General features: G+C 72.2%; 12 protein-coding genes. 6 read left to right on the top strand and 6 right to left on the bottom strand.

Annotated features, from left to right (window positions below):
* Positions 1-13: 13 nt before the first annotated feature.
* Complete coding sequence (locus NAG42_RS29115; protein ID WP_250035026.1) at positions 14-1,567, top strand: hypothetical protein; 1,554 nt, start codon at positions 14-16, stop codon at positions 1,565-1,567.
* Positions 1,568-1,569: 2 nt separating this feature from the next.
* On the opposite strand, the gene ligA is transcribed toward NAG42_RS29115, so the two are convergent.
* Complete coding sequence (ligA, locus tag NAG42_RS29110; protein ID WP_250035024.1) at positions 1,570-3,549, bottom strand: NAD-dependent DNA ligase LigA; 1,980 nt, start codon at positions 3,547-3,549, stop codon at positions 1,570-1,572.
* On the opposite strand from ligA, the gene NAG42_RS29105 reads away from it, so the two are divergent.
* Together NAG42_RS29105 and NAG42_RS29100 are read left to right on the top strand one after the other, a co-directional pair.
* Positions 3,548-3,697 carry a hypothetical protein gene (locus tag NAG42_RS29105; RefSeq protein ID WP_250035023.1) on the top strand — a complete coding sequence of 50 codons (150 nt, stop codon included), beginning with the start codon at positions 3,548-3,550 and terminating at the stop codon, positions 3,695-3,697. The genes ligA and NAG42_RS29105 overlap by 2 nt on opposite strands.
* Entirely contained in the window at positions 3,694-3,945 is a 252-nt protein-coding gene (locus tag NAG42_RS29100) for a hypothetical protein (RefSeq protein WP_250035022.1), read from the top strand. The genes NAG42_RS29105 and NAG42_RS29100 overlap by 4 nt, the downstream gene beginning before the upstream one ends.
* A 9-nt stretch (positions 3,946-3,954) precedes the next feature.
* Here the strand turns inward: NAG42_RS29100 and NAG42_RS29095 are convergent, their stop codons facing one another.
* From NAG42_RS29095 to NAG42_RS29075, 5 genes are all read right to left on the bottom strand, one after another.
* Positions 3,955-4,290, bottom strand: coding sequence for a hypothetical protein (locus NAG42_RS29095; protein WP_250035020.1), 336 nt, complete (start codon positions 4,288-4,290; stop codon positions 3,955-3,957).
* 69 nt (positions 4,291-4,359) lie between these two features.
* Positions 4,360-5,148: a maleylpyruvate isomerase family mycothiol-dependent enzyme gene (locus NAG42_RS29090; protein ID WP_250035019.1), complete on the bottom strand. Its 789-nt coding sequence runs from the start codon at positions 5,146-5,148 to the stop codon at positions 4,360-4,362.
* Positions 5,149-5,225: 77 nt separating this feature from the next.
* Positions 5,226-7,025, bottom strand: coding sequence for a glycoside hydrolase family 15 protein (locus NAG42_RS29085; RefSeq protein WP_250035018.1), 1,800 nt, complete (start codon positions 7,023-7,025; stop codon positions 5,226-5,228).
* Positions 7,026-7,054: 29 nt separating this feature from the next.
* Positions 7,055-7,627: a DUF2087 domain-containing protein gene (locus tag NAG42_RS29080; protein ID WP_250035017.1), complete on the bottom strand. Its 573-nt coding sequence runs from the start codon at positions 7,625-7,627 to the stop codon at positions 7,055-7,057.
* 41 nt (positions 7,628-7,668) lie between these two features.
* Positions 7,669-9,888 (bottom strand): glycoside hydrolase family 9 protein, encoded by a 2,220-nt coding sequence (locus tag NAG42_RS29075; RefSeq protein WP_250035016.1) that lies wholly within the window; start codon positions 9,886-9,888, stop codon positions 7,669-7,671.
* Positions 9,889-10,056: 168 nt separating this feature from the next.
* Here NAG42_RS29075 and NAG42_RS45100 point away from each other — a divergent pair, with 168 nt between their 5' ends.
* Genes NAG42_RS45100 through NAG42_RS29060 form a run of 3 tightly spaced genes read left to right on the top strand, consistent with a single transcriptional unit; the run spans position 10,057 to position 15,191 of the window.
* Entirely contained in the window at positions 10,057-11,541 is a 1,485-nt protein-coding gene (locus NAG42_RS45100) for a GGDEF domain-containing protein (protein ID WP_250035014.1), read from the top strand.
* Positions 11,542-11,586: 45 nt separating this feature from the next.
* The gene (locus NAG42_RS29065; RefSeq protein WP_250035013.1) at positions 11,587-13,989 is read left to right on the top strand and encodes a glycogen/starch/alpha-glucan phosphorylase; all 2,403 of its coding nucleotides are present in this window, start codon (positions 11,587-11,589) and stop codon (positions 13,987-13,989) included.
* 50 nt (positions 13,990-14,039) lie between these two features.
* A complete protein-coding gene (locus tag NAG42_RS29060) occupies positions 14,040-15,191 on the top strand; it encodes an ROK family protein (protein ID WP_250035111.1) in 1,152 nt (383 codons plus the stop codon).
* Positions 15,192-15,215: the final 24 nt, after the last annotated feature.

Below are 15,215 nucleotides of genomic sequence, written 5' to 3'. Positions count from 1 at the left end.
GCACGGACAACCGGTGGGCGCAGGCCGCCTCGACGGCACCTGGACTCGGCCCATGTACGGCGTGTTCATCCCGGATGCGGATGCCCTGCGGCGGGTCCTCGACCGGCCGAAGACGATGCTGGGGCACCCGTACTGCGGCTATCTGATCTACCTCGCCCGGTCGGTCGACGGGCCCGCGGTGCGATTCCTCGAGAAGTTCGGCGCGGCGGTCGACGTCGAGACGAGTGAAGCGCTGGCCTTCCTCGTGCTGCTCGACCGGGCGGTGCTGCACGGCCGCAACGATCCGTCCGGCCGGTTGCACACGGGCTCGCGGACCGTGTCGAGACGCCCGCCGGCAAGGGGCGGCCCGACGATCGAGCTCCCCGAAACCACCTCGGGTGGACGGGAGGTGACCCAGGCCGTCGCCAAACGGTTCGGGACGGGCTCGATTCCCGCCGCCGCGTTCTATCAGGCCGACCCGCAGTGGAGTTTGAAGTTCGCCGCTCACCTCGGGCTCAGCCGTTCCTATCTGCCGTGCATCGTCGCGATGGACGACCCGGCCGCGTCGGATGACGACAGTTGTGCTGTCATCTCCCTGGCCGACGAGGAAACGGCGTGGTCCACCCTCAAGGACGCGATCGCCACCTACGTTGCTGAGCCCGGCACGCAGGCGTTCCTGCGGGCCGCCGAGCGGGCGCGGGAGGCCGCGGACGCCGTGGCGGGCCGCGAACAAGACTTGCGAAACGCCCGTCGGAGTGTCGAGGTCTTGGAACGCCTGGAACACGCGGACGACATGAGCTCCGCCGTTCGCCGCGGCATCGCCGGTCTGGGCCGCGCCGACCGGATCCTCGCCAGGTTCCCGTCGGCTCCGCGCGAGGTCTTCGGATGGGCGGCGAAGCTGACCGAGGACGATCGGCACACCGTGGCCGCGGCCGCACTGCGTGCCGGCGGCGACCATCTCGGCACGGACACGCTGCGTGCCCTGCTGACCGATCCGGAGCTCGCCTCGGCCGCCCGTACCTTTCATGTGACGGTCCGCCGGTTGAGCAAGACCTGGCTGTTGGAACCGGTGACCGACAACCCTCACCTGGCCACGATGATGGCGGACGCACTGACCGCCGCCCTCAGCCACCTCGACCGCTCACCGGATGACCTGCCGCGCCTGGTCGGCCTGACCGACCGGGCCGACCGGGAGGCCTTTCTCGAGCTGCTCGCATCCCGTGCCCCGCTGGCCGACGCGGAGCTCGACGATCACTGGCGGCATCTGGACGGCGCCGTCCGGGCGCAGATCCCCGGCGTCGTCCGGGATGAGCAACTGATCGTCCGGCAGGCCGAGCTCCGCGCGGCGGAACAGGACCTCGACGAGGCCGTCGCCGCCCGCGAAGCCGCCGAGGTGACGCTGAAGGCCACTCCGATGAGCGCCTTCGTCCCGCACCTGGCTCGGGCGGATGCGGGAACGCGGACCGGTGGCCGAGCCTCCGCCGGCGATCGGGAGGGGCCGCCGAGCCGAACCGCGATCGCCACCGGCGGCACCGCCTTCCTGGCCGACGTCGTCCAGATCCTGCAGGGCCTGGGCGCCTTGCAGTAGCGCTAGCCCGCGAGCAGCTCGGCGAACTCGGCCGGGTCGATGATGGGGATGCCGAGCTTGGCCGCCTTGATGGCCTTGGTCGTGGTGGTCTCGGCGGTGACCAGGGCGGTGGTGGTGGCGGAGACGCTGCCGGTGGCCCGGCCGCCCAGTTGCTCGATGCGCTCGCTCACGGTGGTGCGGGTGTAACCGGGGACGCTGCCGCTGACCACGTAGGTCCGGCCCTCCAGGGGCTTGTCGCCCTCGGTTTCGGGGACGCTCATGGTGACGCCGGCGGCGGCCAGCCGGTCGATGACGCTGGCCATGGCGGCGAGGCCGTCGACCACGTGCTGCGCCTTGATCAGGCCCATCTTGTCGATCTCGGCGATCTCCTCGACGGTGGCCGCGCGCAACGCGTCCATGGTCTTGAAGCGGGCGGCCAGCCAGCGGCCGACACTGCGGCCGGTCATCCGGATGCCGAGGCCGGTGATGACCCGGTTGAACGGCTGGCCCTTGCTGCGCTCGAGCGACGCCACGACCTTGGCCGCGTTGAGCTTGCCGAGCAGGACGACGCCGCCGGCCTTGGTGGTGCCGACCGGCAGCTCGGCCAGCTGGTCCTCGGTGAGCGCGTAGAGGTCGGCGACGTCGTTGGCCAGGCCGGTGCTGACCAGGGCGACGCAGAGCGCCTCACCGGCGCCCTCGACGTCCATGGCCTCGCGGCTGCACCAATACTCCAGGGCGTTGGTGGCGCTGCACGACGCGGTGTGGCAGCGCCAGAGCAGGCTCGATTTGTCCCACGGCTCGCCGCACTGGGGGCAGGTCTCGGGTGGCGTCCACGGGGTGAGGCCGTGCGGCTGCTCGCCGATCGGCGCGGTCACCCGCGGGATCACGTCGCCGGCCCGCCACACGGCGACGGTCTGGCCGATGGCGAGACCCTGATCCTCGACGAACTTGGGGTTGTGCAAGGTCGCGTACGAAATGGTGGTGCCGTCGACGAAGACCGGGTCGAGCACGGCCCGCAGCGAGATGCGCCCGGTCCGCCCGACCCGGACCTCGATGTCGCGCAGCACGGTGGAGCCGGTGTCGGCCGGGTATTTGAACGCGGCGGCCCAGTGCGGTGTGCGGCTGCCGGAGCCCAGCCGGCGGCGGGTCGACTCGAGGTCGGCGGTGAGCACCGCGCCGTCGATCGGGAACTCGAGGCTGCGGCGCAGCTCGCCGATGCCCGCGATGGCGGCCAGCGCGGCGTCGGCGTCGGCCGCGACCTGGATCTCGCCGGTGGCGAGCCGCCCGGCCACGGAGAAGCCCAGCTCGGCCGCGTGGGCCATCCGCTCGCGGTGGGAGGCGAACTCGCCGGAGAGGTCGTAGGCCGCGAACGTCATCGGTGCCTCATAGGCCCGGTCGACGGTGCGGATCGAGCCGGCGACCGCACCGCGCGAGTTGATGAACGGCTTGCCGCCGGCCGCCACCCGGTTGGCGCCGGCCGCCTCGAAGTCGCTGACGGTCATGTAGACCTCGCCGCGGACCTCCCCCGTCCACCCGCTGCGGAGCCGGGCGGGCAGGCCGGCGACGCCGCGCAGGACCTGGGCGGTGACGTCCTCGCCGGTGCTGCCGTCGCCGCGCAGGGCGGCCAGGGTGAGCCGGCCCGCCCGGTATTCCACCCGGATCGCGAGCCCGTCGAGCTTGACCTCGACCAGGCAGGGCTCGCCGCCGAGGGTGGCGACGAAACCCCGGACGCCGTCGTCGCCGTTGATCTTGCCGAGGGACATCATCGGTACCGGGTGCCGGACGTCGCCACCACCGGAGACGCCCGCCGCCACCTGGGTGGTCAGCCCGCGGTCGTCCCACTCGGGGTGCGCCTGCTTCGCCCCGGCGATGCGGTCGAGCAGGGCGTCGTAGTCGGCGTCGGTCATCAGCACGTCGCCGGTGTCGTAATACGACTTGGCGGCGGCCTGCGCCTGGCCGACGGCGGCGGTGAAGTCGGCTTCGGTGAGGGCGGTCTCCGTCATGCCGACAACCTACGTGCCGGGTACGACAGAATCCGCCGGCCCGGCCGACCCGCACAATGGCGGCGTGGCTCACGTGCACATCGTCTACGCGCATCCGGCCGGGCCGAGCTTCACCCGCGAGGTCCTCGCCGCCTTCCGGGCCGGGTGACCGCCGGCTTCGCCCACCACGCCGACCCGCCGGTCCGCACGCGCAAGGCCGTCGTGCTGTGCACAGCGGGCTACACCGCAGCGGAGCTGAACGCGAGCGGCGTCCTCCCGGCCATGCGCACCACGATGGTCACCGACCGCATCGGCTCGCGGGCGGCCGGCACCGTGTTCCAGGTCCTGGGCGGCACCTCACCGGACGCCCGTCGCGAACACCTGCGGACAGCCGCCGCGACGGGCCGGGACGTCTGAGCCTCGCGCTCAGCCGATCAGCAGGCTGAGGGCCAGACCCACCGCGACCAGCACGTACCCGGCGACGAGGGCGGGCTTGCGGATCGGCCGGCCGGCCGCCACACCGACGAGACCGGCCACCAGGCCCAGCAGGATGGCCGCCGCGGGCAGCGGCCGCGACCAGTCCGGGCCGTCGATCGGGCAGAGCACCTGCCCGGAACCGGCGACGCAACCGTCCGACAGGAGGTGGGCCGAGGAGAAAAGGACGCCGGCGGCGATGATCACCAGGACGCCGAAAACGCCGGCGAACCCGGCGATCTCGGCCGGGCCGCCGTAGCGCTTGGTCGCGATCCGATTCGACGGCATGTTCCCCGTTCCTGTGTGGCTGTGCCCCGGATCCGGCGCCGGTCGCCGGCGCCCGATCCGCGGACGAGGTCAGAACCCGGGGAACGCGGCCCGCAGGTCGTCGAGGGTGACGTTGCCGGTCACCTTGACCGCGGCCGGGGTCCACGGCGCGGTCAGGCGGCCGGCCAGCAGCCGCATCGCCGACTCCAGCGGCCCGTCGAAGGTGGCGGTGGCGGTGGACGGCTCGGTGGTCAGGCGGATGTCGTCGCCGATCTCGATGCGATAGGGCGTGCCGGCGATCTCGGCGACGACCGGCTCGGCGACGGCGTCCGGCTTGGCGATGAAGCCGAGCAGGAAGCCCAGGCCACCGCTGAGGTGCTCGGCCAGCAGGTCCGCCGAGTCGCTGGTGAGCCCGGCCGCCGGGTCGGCGGCGACGCGGATGTCCCAGCTGTGCTGGGCGACCTCGTTGAGCCGCATGCCGGCGAACGACGCCAGCGGGATCGGCTGCGGCAGGAAGCCCGGGTTGACCGTCACCGTCTCGCGCTGCTCCGGCGTCAGGGCCTCGAACGCGGCCACCAGCGCCTCGTCCGACGTCCGCCAGCCGGCGGCCTGCGCCTCGGCGCTCAGGGCGTTCCACCGGTCCCACACGCTCTGGTTGAAATCGGGCCCGGGCGTCTCCGCCTCGCCGAGCTCGGCCCGGAAGGCGGCCAGCGCGATCTCGGCACCGCTGCCCAGGTGGGAGTAGACCTGCGCGACGGTCCAGTCCGAGGCGCCGGACGGGCCGGTGAGCTGGTCGGGCGTGAAGGCGCCGAGCGCCGACACGAGGCCGTCGTGCTCGGCGCGCAGGGCCGCGATGGTGCGGTCAGCGAGGGTTGTCATGATCGCAGCTTAGTGGGCCCCGGTCTCCACGCGGAGCGCCCGTCGGGCGCGATGAGGACCCCCGAGGTGCGAACACCTCAGCGCAGACCTTCGGTGGCCCTCGCCTCGCTGGGGGCCAGGGCCGCGGTCAGCGTGCGGGCCGTGTCGATCAGGGGGACGTGGCTGAAGGCCTGCGGGAAGTTGCCGACCAGGCGGCCGGCCTCGGTGTCGTACTCCTCCGAGAGCAGCCCGACGTCGTTGCGCAGCGCCAGCAGGCGGGCGAAGGTCTCGCGGGCCTCGTCGTGGCGGCCCATCAGGGCGTAGTTGTCGGCCAGCCAGAACGTGCAGGCCAGGAAGGCACCCTCGCCCGGGGGCAGACCGTCCACATCGGTGTCGTGGTGCTGGGTGTAGCGCTGCACGAAGCCGTCGACCAGCAGCTCGCGCTCGATCGCGGCCACCGTGCCGGCCACCCGCTCGTCGCTGGCCGGTAGGAAGCCGACCAGCGGGACCATCAGCAACGACGCGTCCAGCTCGGCCGAGCCGTAGAACTGGGTGAACGTCTGGCGGGAGGCGTCGTAGCCGCGGGTCAGGATCTCCTCGCGGATCTCCTCGCGCAGGGCCACCCAGCGCTCGACCGGGCCCTGCAGGCCGAACTCCTCGACCGCCTTGACCGCCCGGTCGGCGGCCACCCAGGCCATCAGCTTGGAGTGGACGAACTGCTTGGAGCCGCCGCGGACCTCCCAGATCCCCTCGTCCGGATCGCGCCAGTGCTCCTCGACGAACTCCATCAGCTTGACCTGCAGGCCCCAGGACGGGTCGTCCGCCTTCAACCCGGCCCGGCGGCCCTGGTGCAGGGCGTCCATGACCTCGCCGTACACGTCGAGCTGGAACTGCTCGGCGGCGGCGTTGCCGATCCGGACCGGGTTGCCGTCGTAGCCGGTGAGCCAGTGGGCGATGTACTCGTCGAGGCGGCGCTCGCCGGCCACCCCGTACATGATCTGCAGCTCCGCGGGGTTGCCGGCGATCGCCCGCAGGAGCCATTTGCGCCAGGCGGTGGCCTCGGACTGGAATCCGCTGTAAAGCAGCGATTGCAGGGTGATCGTGGCGTCGCGCAGCCAGCAGAAGCGGTAATCCCAGTTGCGGACGCCGCCCAGCTTCTCGGGCAGGCTGGTGGTGGCCGCCGCGACGATCCCGCCGGTGGGGGCGTAGGTCAGGGCCTTGAGCGTCAGCAGGGAGCGCACCACCGCGTCGCGCCACTCGCCCTCGTAGGTGCAGGCCGAGATCCAGCCGCGCCAGTAGCCCTCGGTGACACCCAGCTGGTGCACGGCGTCGAGCGGCTCGGGGCGGGTCAGGTGGGACGGGCGCCAGGTGAGCACGAACGGGACCCGGTCGCCGGCGCGGACGGTGAAATCGGCCCGGGTGGCCATGTTCTCGCCGCGTGTCTCGGCCGGCGTCCGCAACCAGACCGCGTCGGGGCCGGCCACCGCGACCAGGTCGCCCTGCTCCTGATAGACCCAGGGGACGACGTGGCCGTAGTCGAACCGCAGTCGCAGCACCATGCTCATCGGCACTTCGCCGCGCACGCCCTCGACGATCCGGACGACGGCCGGGGCCCCGTCGCGGGGCGGCATGAAGTCGATCAGCCGGACCACGCCGTCGCCGGTCTCGAACTCGGTCTCGAGCACCAGGGTCTCGTCGCGGTAGCGCCGGCGGCTGCTGAACGAGCCGGCCGGCGCGATCGTCCAGTGGCCGTTCTCCTCGTCGCCCAGCAGGTCGGCGAAGATGGCACCGGAGTCGAAGCGTGGGACGCACAGCCAGTCGATGGATCCGTTGCGGCTGACCAGCGCCGCGGTCTGCGTGTCCGCGATGATCGCGTAGTCCTCGATCGGAAGCGCCATGACCTTCACCGTTACCCGGGGGCGACGGTTCAAATCACCGGCGCCTGCCGCGGCACCGGACGGCCCGCGCCATAGGTCGTGCCGGCCTGGTCGCGCTCCAGCCAGCCGGTCTCGACGAGCATGCGCCGCACCGCGGCCACGTCGTCGGTCACGGCGGACAGCCGGCGGTTGATGGTCTGCTCGTCGTGCAGGCCCTCGAGCGCCAGGAACCGGGCCAGCAGCTCCCCGAGCATCGTGTAGCGCTCACTGAGCGTCGGCGGCATCGTCGTCAGCCGCCCGTGCGTGAAGTTGCCCCGCAACGGGGGATAGTCACCCAGCAGCAGGTTGATCGGCTGCTCACGGTCGAGCGCCAGCGCGGTCTCACGCAGGATCCCGGGCGCGGCGCGGTAGATGCCGTTACCCGTGCCGCTGGCCAGCCCGGCGCCGACCAGCCGGGCCAGCGTCTCGCCGGCCGTCTGCACCGGAACGTCGATCGTGTAGGCCAGCTCGGCGATGGAGGCCCCCTCGGTGCCCCGGTGGACGAGCTCGGCGAACGCCCGCAACCGCAACGGGGTGGCGAGCTGGCTCAGGATCTCGGCGGCGCGGGCGGCTTCGGCGGACATTCCGTCACCGTAGACTCACCCGCACCGCCGAGGCGAGGGGTTTACAGCTCCGCGACGTAGGCCGCGATCGACGCCAGTGGCGCGTTCCAGTTGATGGTCAGCTCGTTGGTCGACCACGACTGGATGTCGTCGATGTAGCAGAACTGGCCGACGCACCCGGTGAGCTTGCTCTGGGCGTACGGGTCCTGGATCGACGAGTTGGCCCCGCCGGCCAGCGTGCCCACCGGCGGGTTGGGCAGGGCCGGGTCGAGCTGCTTGGCATACCAGCGGCTGTGCTGGTTGTGCGAGCTGACCTCGCCGTAGCCGGTCACATAGGAGATGTTGAGCGCGTTGCGGCCGAACAGGTAGTCGAGGCCGGTCAGCACGCCGTCCCGGTAGCGGTCGCGGCCGGTCAGCCGGTGCGCCATCGCGATGACGACCATGTTGTTGAGGATCGTGCTGTTGGAGCCCCAGTCCCAGGTGTTGCCGGCCGGGGCGTACGGGACGCCGTAGGGGTGCTGCCGCTGGATGGCCAGGTATTTGTCGGCTCCGGCGACCACGGACGCCTTGACGGCGGCCAGGCCGGGCAGCCGGTTCGGCACCAGCGCCAGATCGAGGCGGCCCGCTGCGGCGGTGTTGCCCCAATCGAAGGCGCCGGCGCCGAACACGTCGGCGGTGTGCTCGGGCGACGAGAGCACATCCGCCTGGTACTGCCTCTCCCCCGTGGTGAGGAAGAGCTCGGCCGCGGCCCAGTAGAAGTCGTCGGTGACCTTGGCGTCGTTGTAGGCGCCGCCACCGACGCCGTCGGACTCCGGGGCGAACAGTGCCGGGTTGGCCTTGGCCGCCGTGTAAGCGGTCCGGGCCGCAGCCAGCGCCTGCCGGGCGAAGGCCGGGTCGTACTTCTTGTAGACGCGGGCGGCCTGGGCGGCGGTGGCGGCCAGGTTGAGCGTGGCCGCGGTGGACACCGGGTGCAGTTCGCGCGGCTGCGGGTCGAGGTGCGGCAGCAGCGGCAGCCCGGTCCAGGCCTGGTCGTGGATCTTGTGGTGGGCCATGCCGGCGTACGGCTGACCGGCGGGCACCTGCATGCGGAGCAGGAAGTCGAGCTCCCAGCGCACCTCGTTGAGCACGTCGGGGGTGCGGTTGGCGCTCTCCGGGATGGCCAGGCCGACCCTCTTGAGGCCGGGCGACCTCTCGTACGCGTTGAGCAGCTCCCACACCGAGATGCCGCCGTTGACGACGTACTTGCCGTGGTCACCCGCGTCGTACCAGCCGCCGCGCACGTCGAGCCGGTAGTCGCAGACTCCGGCCTGGCACGGCACGTTCCCGTCGCCCTGGTTGGGCGCGACGTCGACGTGACCGGCCGGACGCCCGTAGCCGGGGCGCAGCGCCTCGTCGATCGCGATCCCGCTGCGCTGGGTGTAGTAGAACTTCAGGGCATCGGTCCGGAGCTTCTCGTACGCCTCGGTGCCGATGTCGAACGGGCGGCTGGTCTCACCGTCGGCGGTCAGCGTGTATCCGGCGCCCTTGCGGTTCAGCTTCGAGAAGTCGATGGTGTGCACGTTCTGGCCGGAGGACACGTCGATGCCGCGCGGGGTGCTGGTGCCGCGGGCGACCACCTTGCCGGCCTTGTCGGCGAGCTGCCAGGGCAGGGCGGTGGTCGCGGTGGTCACCAGGGTCGCGGCCTTCGGGCCCTTGGGCAGGTACGCGACCTGGTTGACCCGCACGCGGGGACCGGTGTCCGGCTCGTAGACCTCGGGCGGCACACCACCCACGAGCGACACGTTGTCCACGCAGAACCTCCACGGCTCCGGGCTGCCGCCCAGCTGGAACGCGACCTGCCCCTGCGCGGTGGTCGCGCCGGCGGTGAACGTCCACTCATAGTGCTGCGTCCCGCCCAGCGCCGGGGACTGTTCGAAGTACGTGTCGTACGGGTCGACCGCGAGCCCGACCACCGCTCGCACCCCGCGCCCGGCCGGGTCACCACTCGCGTCGAACGCGAAGCGGTAGGTCTCCCCCGCGACCAGGTCGATGTCGTTCTGCCCGACGATCGCGTCCCACTTGTTGGCCGTGCCACCGGGCACGTCGGCACACGCCTGCCCGTCGGTCAGCGCGAGCGTCATGCCCGCGTTGGCCCAGAACGGATCCGTGCCGTTGTCGAAGCCGCCGTTCACCACCTGCTCGACCTCGGCGGCGCTGGCGGCCGGCGCGGCGGCCCCCGCCGCCACCAATACGGCCGCCCCGATCACGGCCACTGCGCGGGAGCGCTCCCAGATACGCGACATGAAGTCATCCTGGTCGATCTCGTGACGCCGTGTCAACGATCAGGAAACGGTCCGTTCATCGTCGGAGCTCCGCCGGACCGGCCTCCGGGCGAGCAGGAAACGGAAACCGATTCATCCAGGAACCCGGTTTGCGGCCCGGGAGACCGCGGGCCGTTCCATCATCAACAGGTGGCCAACGTGCGGACCGCCGGATGGCAGGCTCTGCTCGTCGGCGGGCTCGCCCTCATCGCGGCCTACTACCTGGTGCTCACGCTCGGCACCTCGTGGGCGGGCGCCCAGGTGGCGCTCTACACCAGCGCCAACGGCACGGTCGCGCTGTGTGCGGCGCTCGCCGCCCGGCGGCACCCGGCGATGGCCGGCCTGGCGCTGCTGGTGGCCGCCTCGGCGATCGCCTCGATCTTCGGGGACGTGACCTTCTACTTCCTGGCACTGATCGACGGGGAGGTCGACTATCCCAGCGTGGCCGACGCCGGCTACCTGTGCTCGTACTTCTTCCTCGCCCTGGCCTTGCTGCTCGCGGTGCGGCGGCGTACACCGGGGTCGGACCTGGCCAGCGGGATCGACGCGGCCGTCGTGGCGGTCAGCGTCGGCTACCTGATCTTCGAGTTCGTCATCGTGCCGACCGTCGTGGTCAGCTCGCGGAACATCGCCACGCTGGTGTCCGTGGCCTACCCGGTCGGCGACATCATGCTGATCACCGCGGGCGCCCGCCTCGTGCTCGGCGCCGGGTCGCGGACGGCTTCCCTGCGGCTGATCGGCGGCTACCTCGCCCTGGTGCTGGTGGCCGACACGATCTACAGCGTGCAGATCCTCAACGGCACCTACCGGCCCGGCAACTTCCTGGACGTGCTCTGGATGACCGCGTCGTTCCTGCTCGCCGCGGCGATGCTGCACCCGGGCGCGCCGCACCTGGTGACCCGCTCGGCGGCGGCGGCGCCGGAGGCCACCACGGGCCGGCTGGCCGTGCTGGCCGTCGCCGCCGTGCTCGCGCCGACCATCATGATCGTGCAGTTCCTGCGCGGCGTCACCCCGCACATCGTGCTCGCCGGCGTCGTCTGCATCGTGCTGTTCCTGCTCGTGCTGGCCCGCATGGGCGGGCTCGTGCGGGCCCAGCGGCACACGGCCATCACCGACGGGCTCACCGGGCTGCGCAGCCGGCGCTTCTTCGAGCAGGCCCTGCACGCCGAGACAGCGCGGGCGATCCGGTCCGGGCGCGAGGTCAGCGTGCTGCTGCTCGACCTCGACCACTTCAAGACCGTCAACGACACGTACGGGCACAACGGCGGCGACCGCGTGCTGGTCGCCCTGGCCCAGCGGCTCACCGCCGTCATCCGGCCCGGCGACCTGGTGGCGCGCTACGGCGGGGAGGAGTTCGCCGTCCTGCTGCCGGGCGCGGACCTCGAGGCGGCCACCTTGATCGCCGAGCGGATCCGCCTGGCGGTCGCCGTCGCCCCGATCCCGGTCGGCCGGGACCGCTCGCACCGGGTGACCGTCTCGGTCGGGGTGGCCGGCCTGCCGGCCGCCGGCACCGACGCCGACGAGCTCGTGCTCGCGGCCGACCAGGCCCTGTACGCGGCCAAGGACGCCGGTCGCGACCGGGTCGTGCTGGCCGGGGTCGCGGGGTCACCGGCTGTGAGCTTTGTCGAGAAGTAGCGCAGCCGACTGTTGCCGGACACCCGGGTGCGGCAGGGTGCGGGGATGGACCTTCGCAACGGGCTGCGGCCGCTCGGGAGCACCCCGGCCGAGTTCGAACAGGATCTGCTCAGCAACCTGTACTACCGCCGCGGCACGACCGTCGAGTCGGCGAGCGCGCAGGACGCGTACGAGACTCTCGCCCTGACCGTGCGCGACCGGCTGGCCGCCCGCCGGGTGAAGACGGCGGCGGCGCAGTACGACAGCAACCCGCGCTGGGTCTACTACCTCTCGGCGGAGTATCTGCTCGGCCCGCAGCTGGAACAGAACCTGCTCTACAGCGGCACCACCGACCTCGCCCCGGCCGCGCTCAAGTCGCTGGGCTTCGACCCGGCCGAGGTGGCCGCGCTCGACGTCGAGCCGGGCCTGGGCAACGGCGGCCTCGGCCGGCTCGCCGCCTGCCTGCTCGACTCGCTGGCCACCCTGGACATCCCCGCGGTGGGCTACGGCATCCGGTACGACCTGGGCATCTTCAAGCAGTCGTTCGAGAACGGCGAGCAGGTCGAGAAGCCCGACGACTGGGCCTTCCAGGGCGACCCGTGGGAGTTCCCGGCCCCGGACGACCGCAACCGGGTCGGCTTCTACGGCCACGTCGGGCCCGAGGGCTGGGTGCCCGGTGAGGTCGTCGACGGCGAGCCGAGTCACCTGCTGGTCCCCGGTTACGGCACCGAGACGGTCAACTTCATCCGGTTGTGGCGGGCCCGCGCCACCGAGGCGTCGTTCGACCTGTCCCGCTTCTCGGCCGGTCAGTACGTCGAGGCGGTCGACCAGGCCGTGCGGGCCGAGAACATCAGCAAGGTGCTCTACCCCGACGACAGCACCGAGTCGGGCCGCGAGTTGCGCCTCAAACAGCAGTACTTCCTGGTGTCGTGCTCGCTGCGCGACATCATCCGGCGGTTCCGGTTCCGCAACCACGACTGGGCCGACTTCTCGGCCAAGGCGGTCGTCCAGCTCAACGACACGCATCCCACGCTGGCCATCCCGGAGCTGATGCGGCTGCTGGTCGACGAGGAGCAACTCGACTGGGACCAGGCCTGGTCGATCGTGCGGCAGACCTTCGCCTACACGTGCCACACCCTGCTGCCCGAGGCGCTGGAGACCTGGCCGGTGGCCATGCTGGGCCACCTGCTGCCCCGGCACCTCGAGATCATCTATCAGATCAACGAGGGCCTGCTGGCCGAGGTCCGGTCCCGTTTCCCCGGCGACCTCGATCGCGTACGCCGGATGTCGCTGATCCAGGAGGAGCCGGAGCGCCGCGTGCGGATGGCCAACCTCGCCGTCACCGGCACGTTCGCGGTCAACGGCGTGGCCGAGCTGCACTCCGAGCTGCTCACCTCGACCACGTTCCACGACTTCGCGACGCTGTGGCCGGACCGGTTCCGCAACGTCACGAACGGGGTGTCGCCGCGCCGGTTCGTGCGGCTGGCCAACCCCGGGCTGTCGACGCTGATCACCTCGGGCCTGGGCTCGGAGGACTGGCTGCGCGACCTGTCGCTGCTGGAAGGCCTGGTGCCGCTGGCCGAGGACGCCTCGTTCCGGTCGCAGTGGCGCTCGGAGAAGCGGCGGGCCAAGGCGGCGCTCGGCCTGGGCGACCCGGGCGCGCTGCTCGACGTCATGATCAAGCGGTTCCACGAGTACAAGCGCCAGCAGCTCAAACTCCTGCACATCATCACGCTCTACCACCGGCTGAAGTCCGACCCGGGCCGGTTCGGCGTGCCGCGCACGGTCCTGTTCGGCGGCAAGGCGGCGCCGGCCTACCGCGCCGCCAAAGAGATCATCCACCTGATCAACGCGGTGTCGGCGACGATCGCGGCCGACCCGGCCGCCTCGGGTCTGCTGCGGGTGGCGTTCCCGCCGAACTACAACGTGACGCTGGCCGAGAAGATCATCCCGGCCGCCGACCTGAGCGAGCAGATCTCGATGGCCGGCAAGGAGGCCTCGGGCACGGGCAACATGAAGCTGGCGCTGAACGGGGCGCTCACCATCGGCACCCTCGACGGGGCCAACGTCGAGATCCGCGACCGGGTCGGCGCCGGCAACTTCTTCCTGTTCGGGCTGGACGCCGCGCAGGCTCTCGCGTTGCGGGCCGGGCCCTACCAGCCGCGCTCGTACTACGAGTCGGACCCCGAGCTGCGCGCGGCGATCGACGCGATCCTGTCGGGCGCGTTCGGCGGGGTCGGGCAGAACGTGGCCCGGTCGCTGCTCGACCGCGACGATTATCTGACGCTGGCCGACTACCGGGCCTACGTCGACACCCAGGACGAGGTGGCGGCGGCCTGGCGGGACCAGGAGCGGTGGACGCGGATGTCGATCCTGAACGCCGCGCACAGCGGGTTCTTCTCCTCCGACCGGACGGTCACCGACTACCTCGAACGCATCTGGCGGGCCGCCCCGGTCCGGCCTTCCTGAGGCAGGCCCCTTGGCAACCGGGGTCCGGGGCGCGTTTGATGTCCGGTGAGATGCACCGGCACCGATCGAGCCTCGGGACCCTGCTCCACCATGTCCATGTGAGCGGGCCGCTGTCGCGCGCCGTGCTGGCCGAGCGGATGGGAGTCAACCGCAGCACGATCCTGGCCCTGACCGCCGAGCTGGCGGCGGCCGGCCTGGTCACCGAGGAGCCCCCGGCCGGCACCACCGGGGCCGGGCGGCCGTCGCTGGTGGTGCGGCCGTCGCCCGAGGTCTACGTGCTGGCCTTCGACGTGGCCGTGGACCGGCTGACCGCGGCGCGGGTCGGGCTGGGCGGCCGCGTCCTCGACCGGCGGTCGGCATCCCGCAGCCGCCTCGGTGTCGACCTCGACACGGTCGTCCGGAAACTGGTCTCGATGGGCCGATCGCTGATCGCCCCCGAGGCGACCTGCGTGGGCCTCGGCGCGTCCTACTGCGGCATGGTCCGCCCCGGCGACGGCATGGTCCGCTACGGCCCCGAGCTGGGCTGGGTCGACCAGGCCTTCGGCACCGAGCTGGCCAAGGCCCTCGACCTGGGGCTGCCGGTGTCGGTGGGCAACGAGGCCCACCTGGGCGCCCTGGCCGAATACGAGCGGGGAGCCGGCGTCGGGGTCCCCGACCTGATCTACCTGCACGGCGACGTCGGCGTGGGCGGCGGCATCCTGGTCGGTGGCCGCCTGCTCGGCGGCGACGGCGGTTACGGCTGCGAGGTCGGGCACATGCTGGTCAACCCGGTCGACGGCCGGCCGTGCCTGTGCGGCTCGCAGGGCTGCCTGGAGGCCGAGACCGGCGAGTACGCGTTGCTGGCCGCGGCCGGTCGTACGCCCGGCCCCGCCGCCGTCCGCGCCGTGGTCCGCGACGCCCTGGCCGGCGACCGCACCGCCGCGGCCGCGACAGCCGAGGTCGGCGACTGGCTGGGCATCGGCGTGGCCAACCTGATCAACCTGTTCAACCCGGGCGTGGTCATCTTCGGCGGCATGCTCCGCGACGTCTACGAGGCCGCGGCCCCCCAGGTCGCCGCCCGGATCACCCGGCACGCGATGCCGGTCTCGCGCGAGCGGGCCGCCCTGCGCCTGTCCGCCCTGGCCGGCGACGCCACCCTGCTCGGCGCGGCCGACCTCGGCTTCGCCGCCCTCCTGGCCGACCCGCTGCTCGCCGCGGCCTGAGCGGCGGCTCAAAGCAGATCGTCG

The organism is Paractinoplanes maris (assembly GCF_023544465.1).
Classification (GTDB): domain Bacteria; phylum Actinomycetota; class Actinomycetes; order Mycobacteriales; family Micromonosporaceae; genus Actinoplanes; species Actinoplanes maris.
The sequence above is the reverse complement of the archived record's forward strand: the minus strand, read 5'-3'. Positions and strand labels throughout refer to the sequence as shown.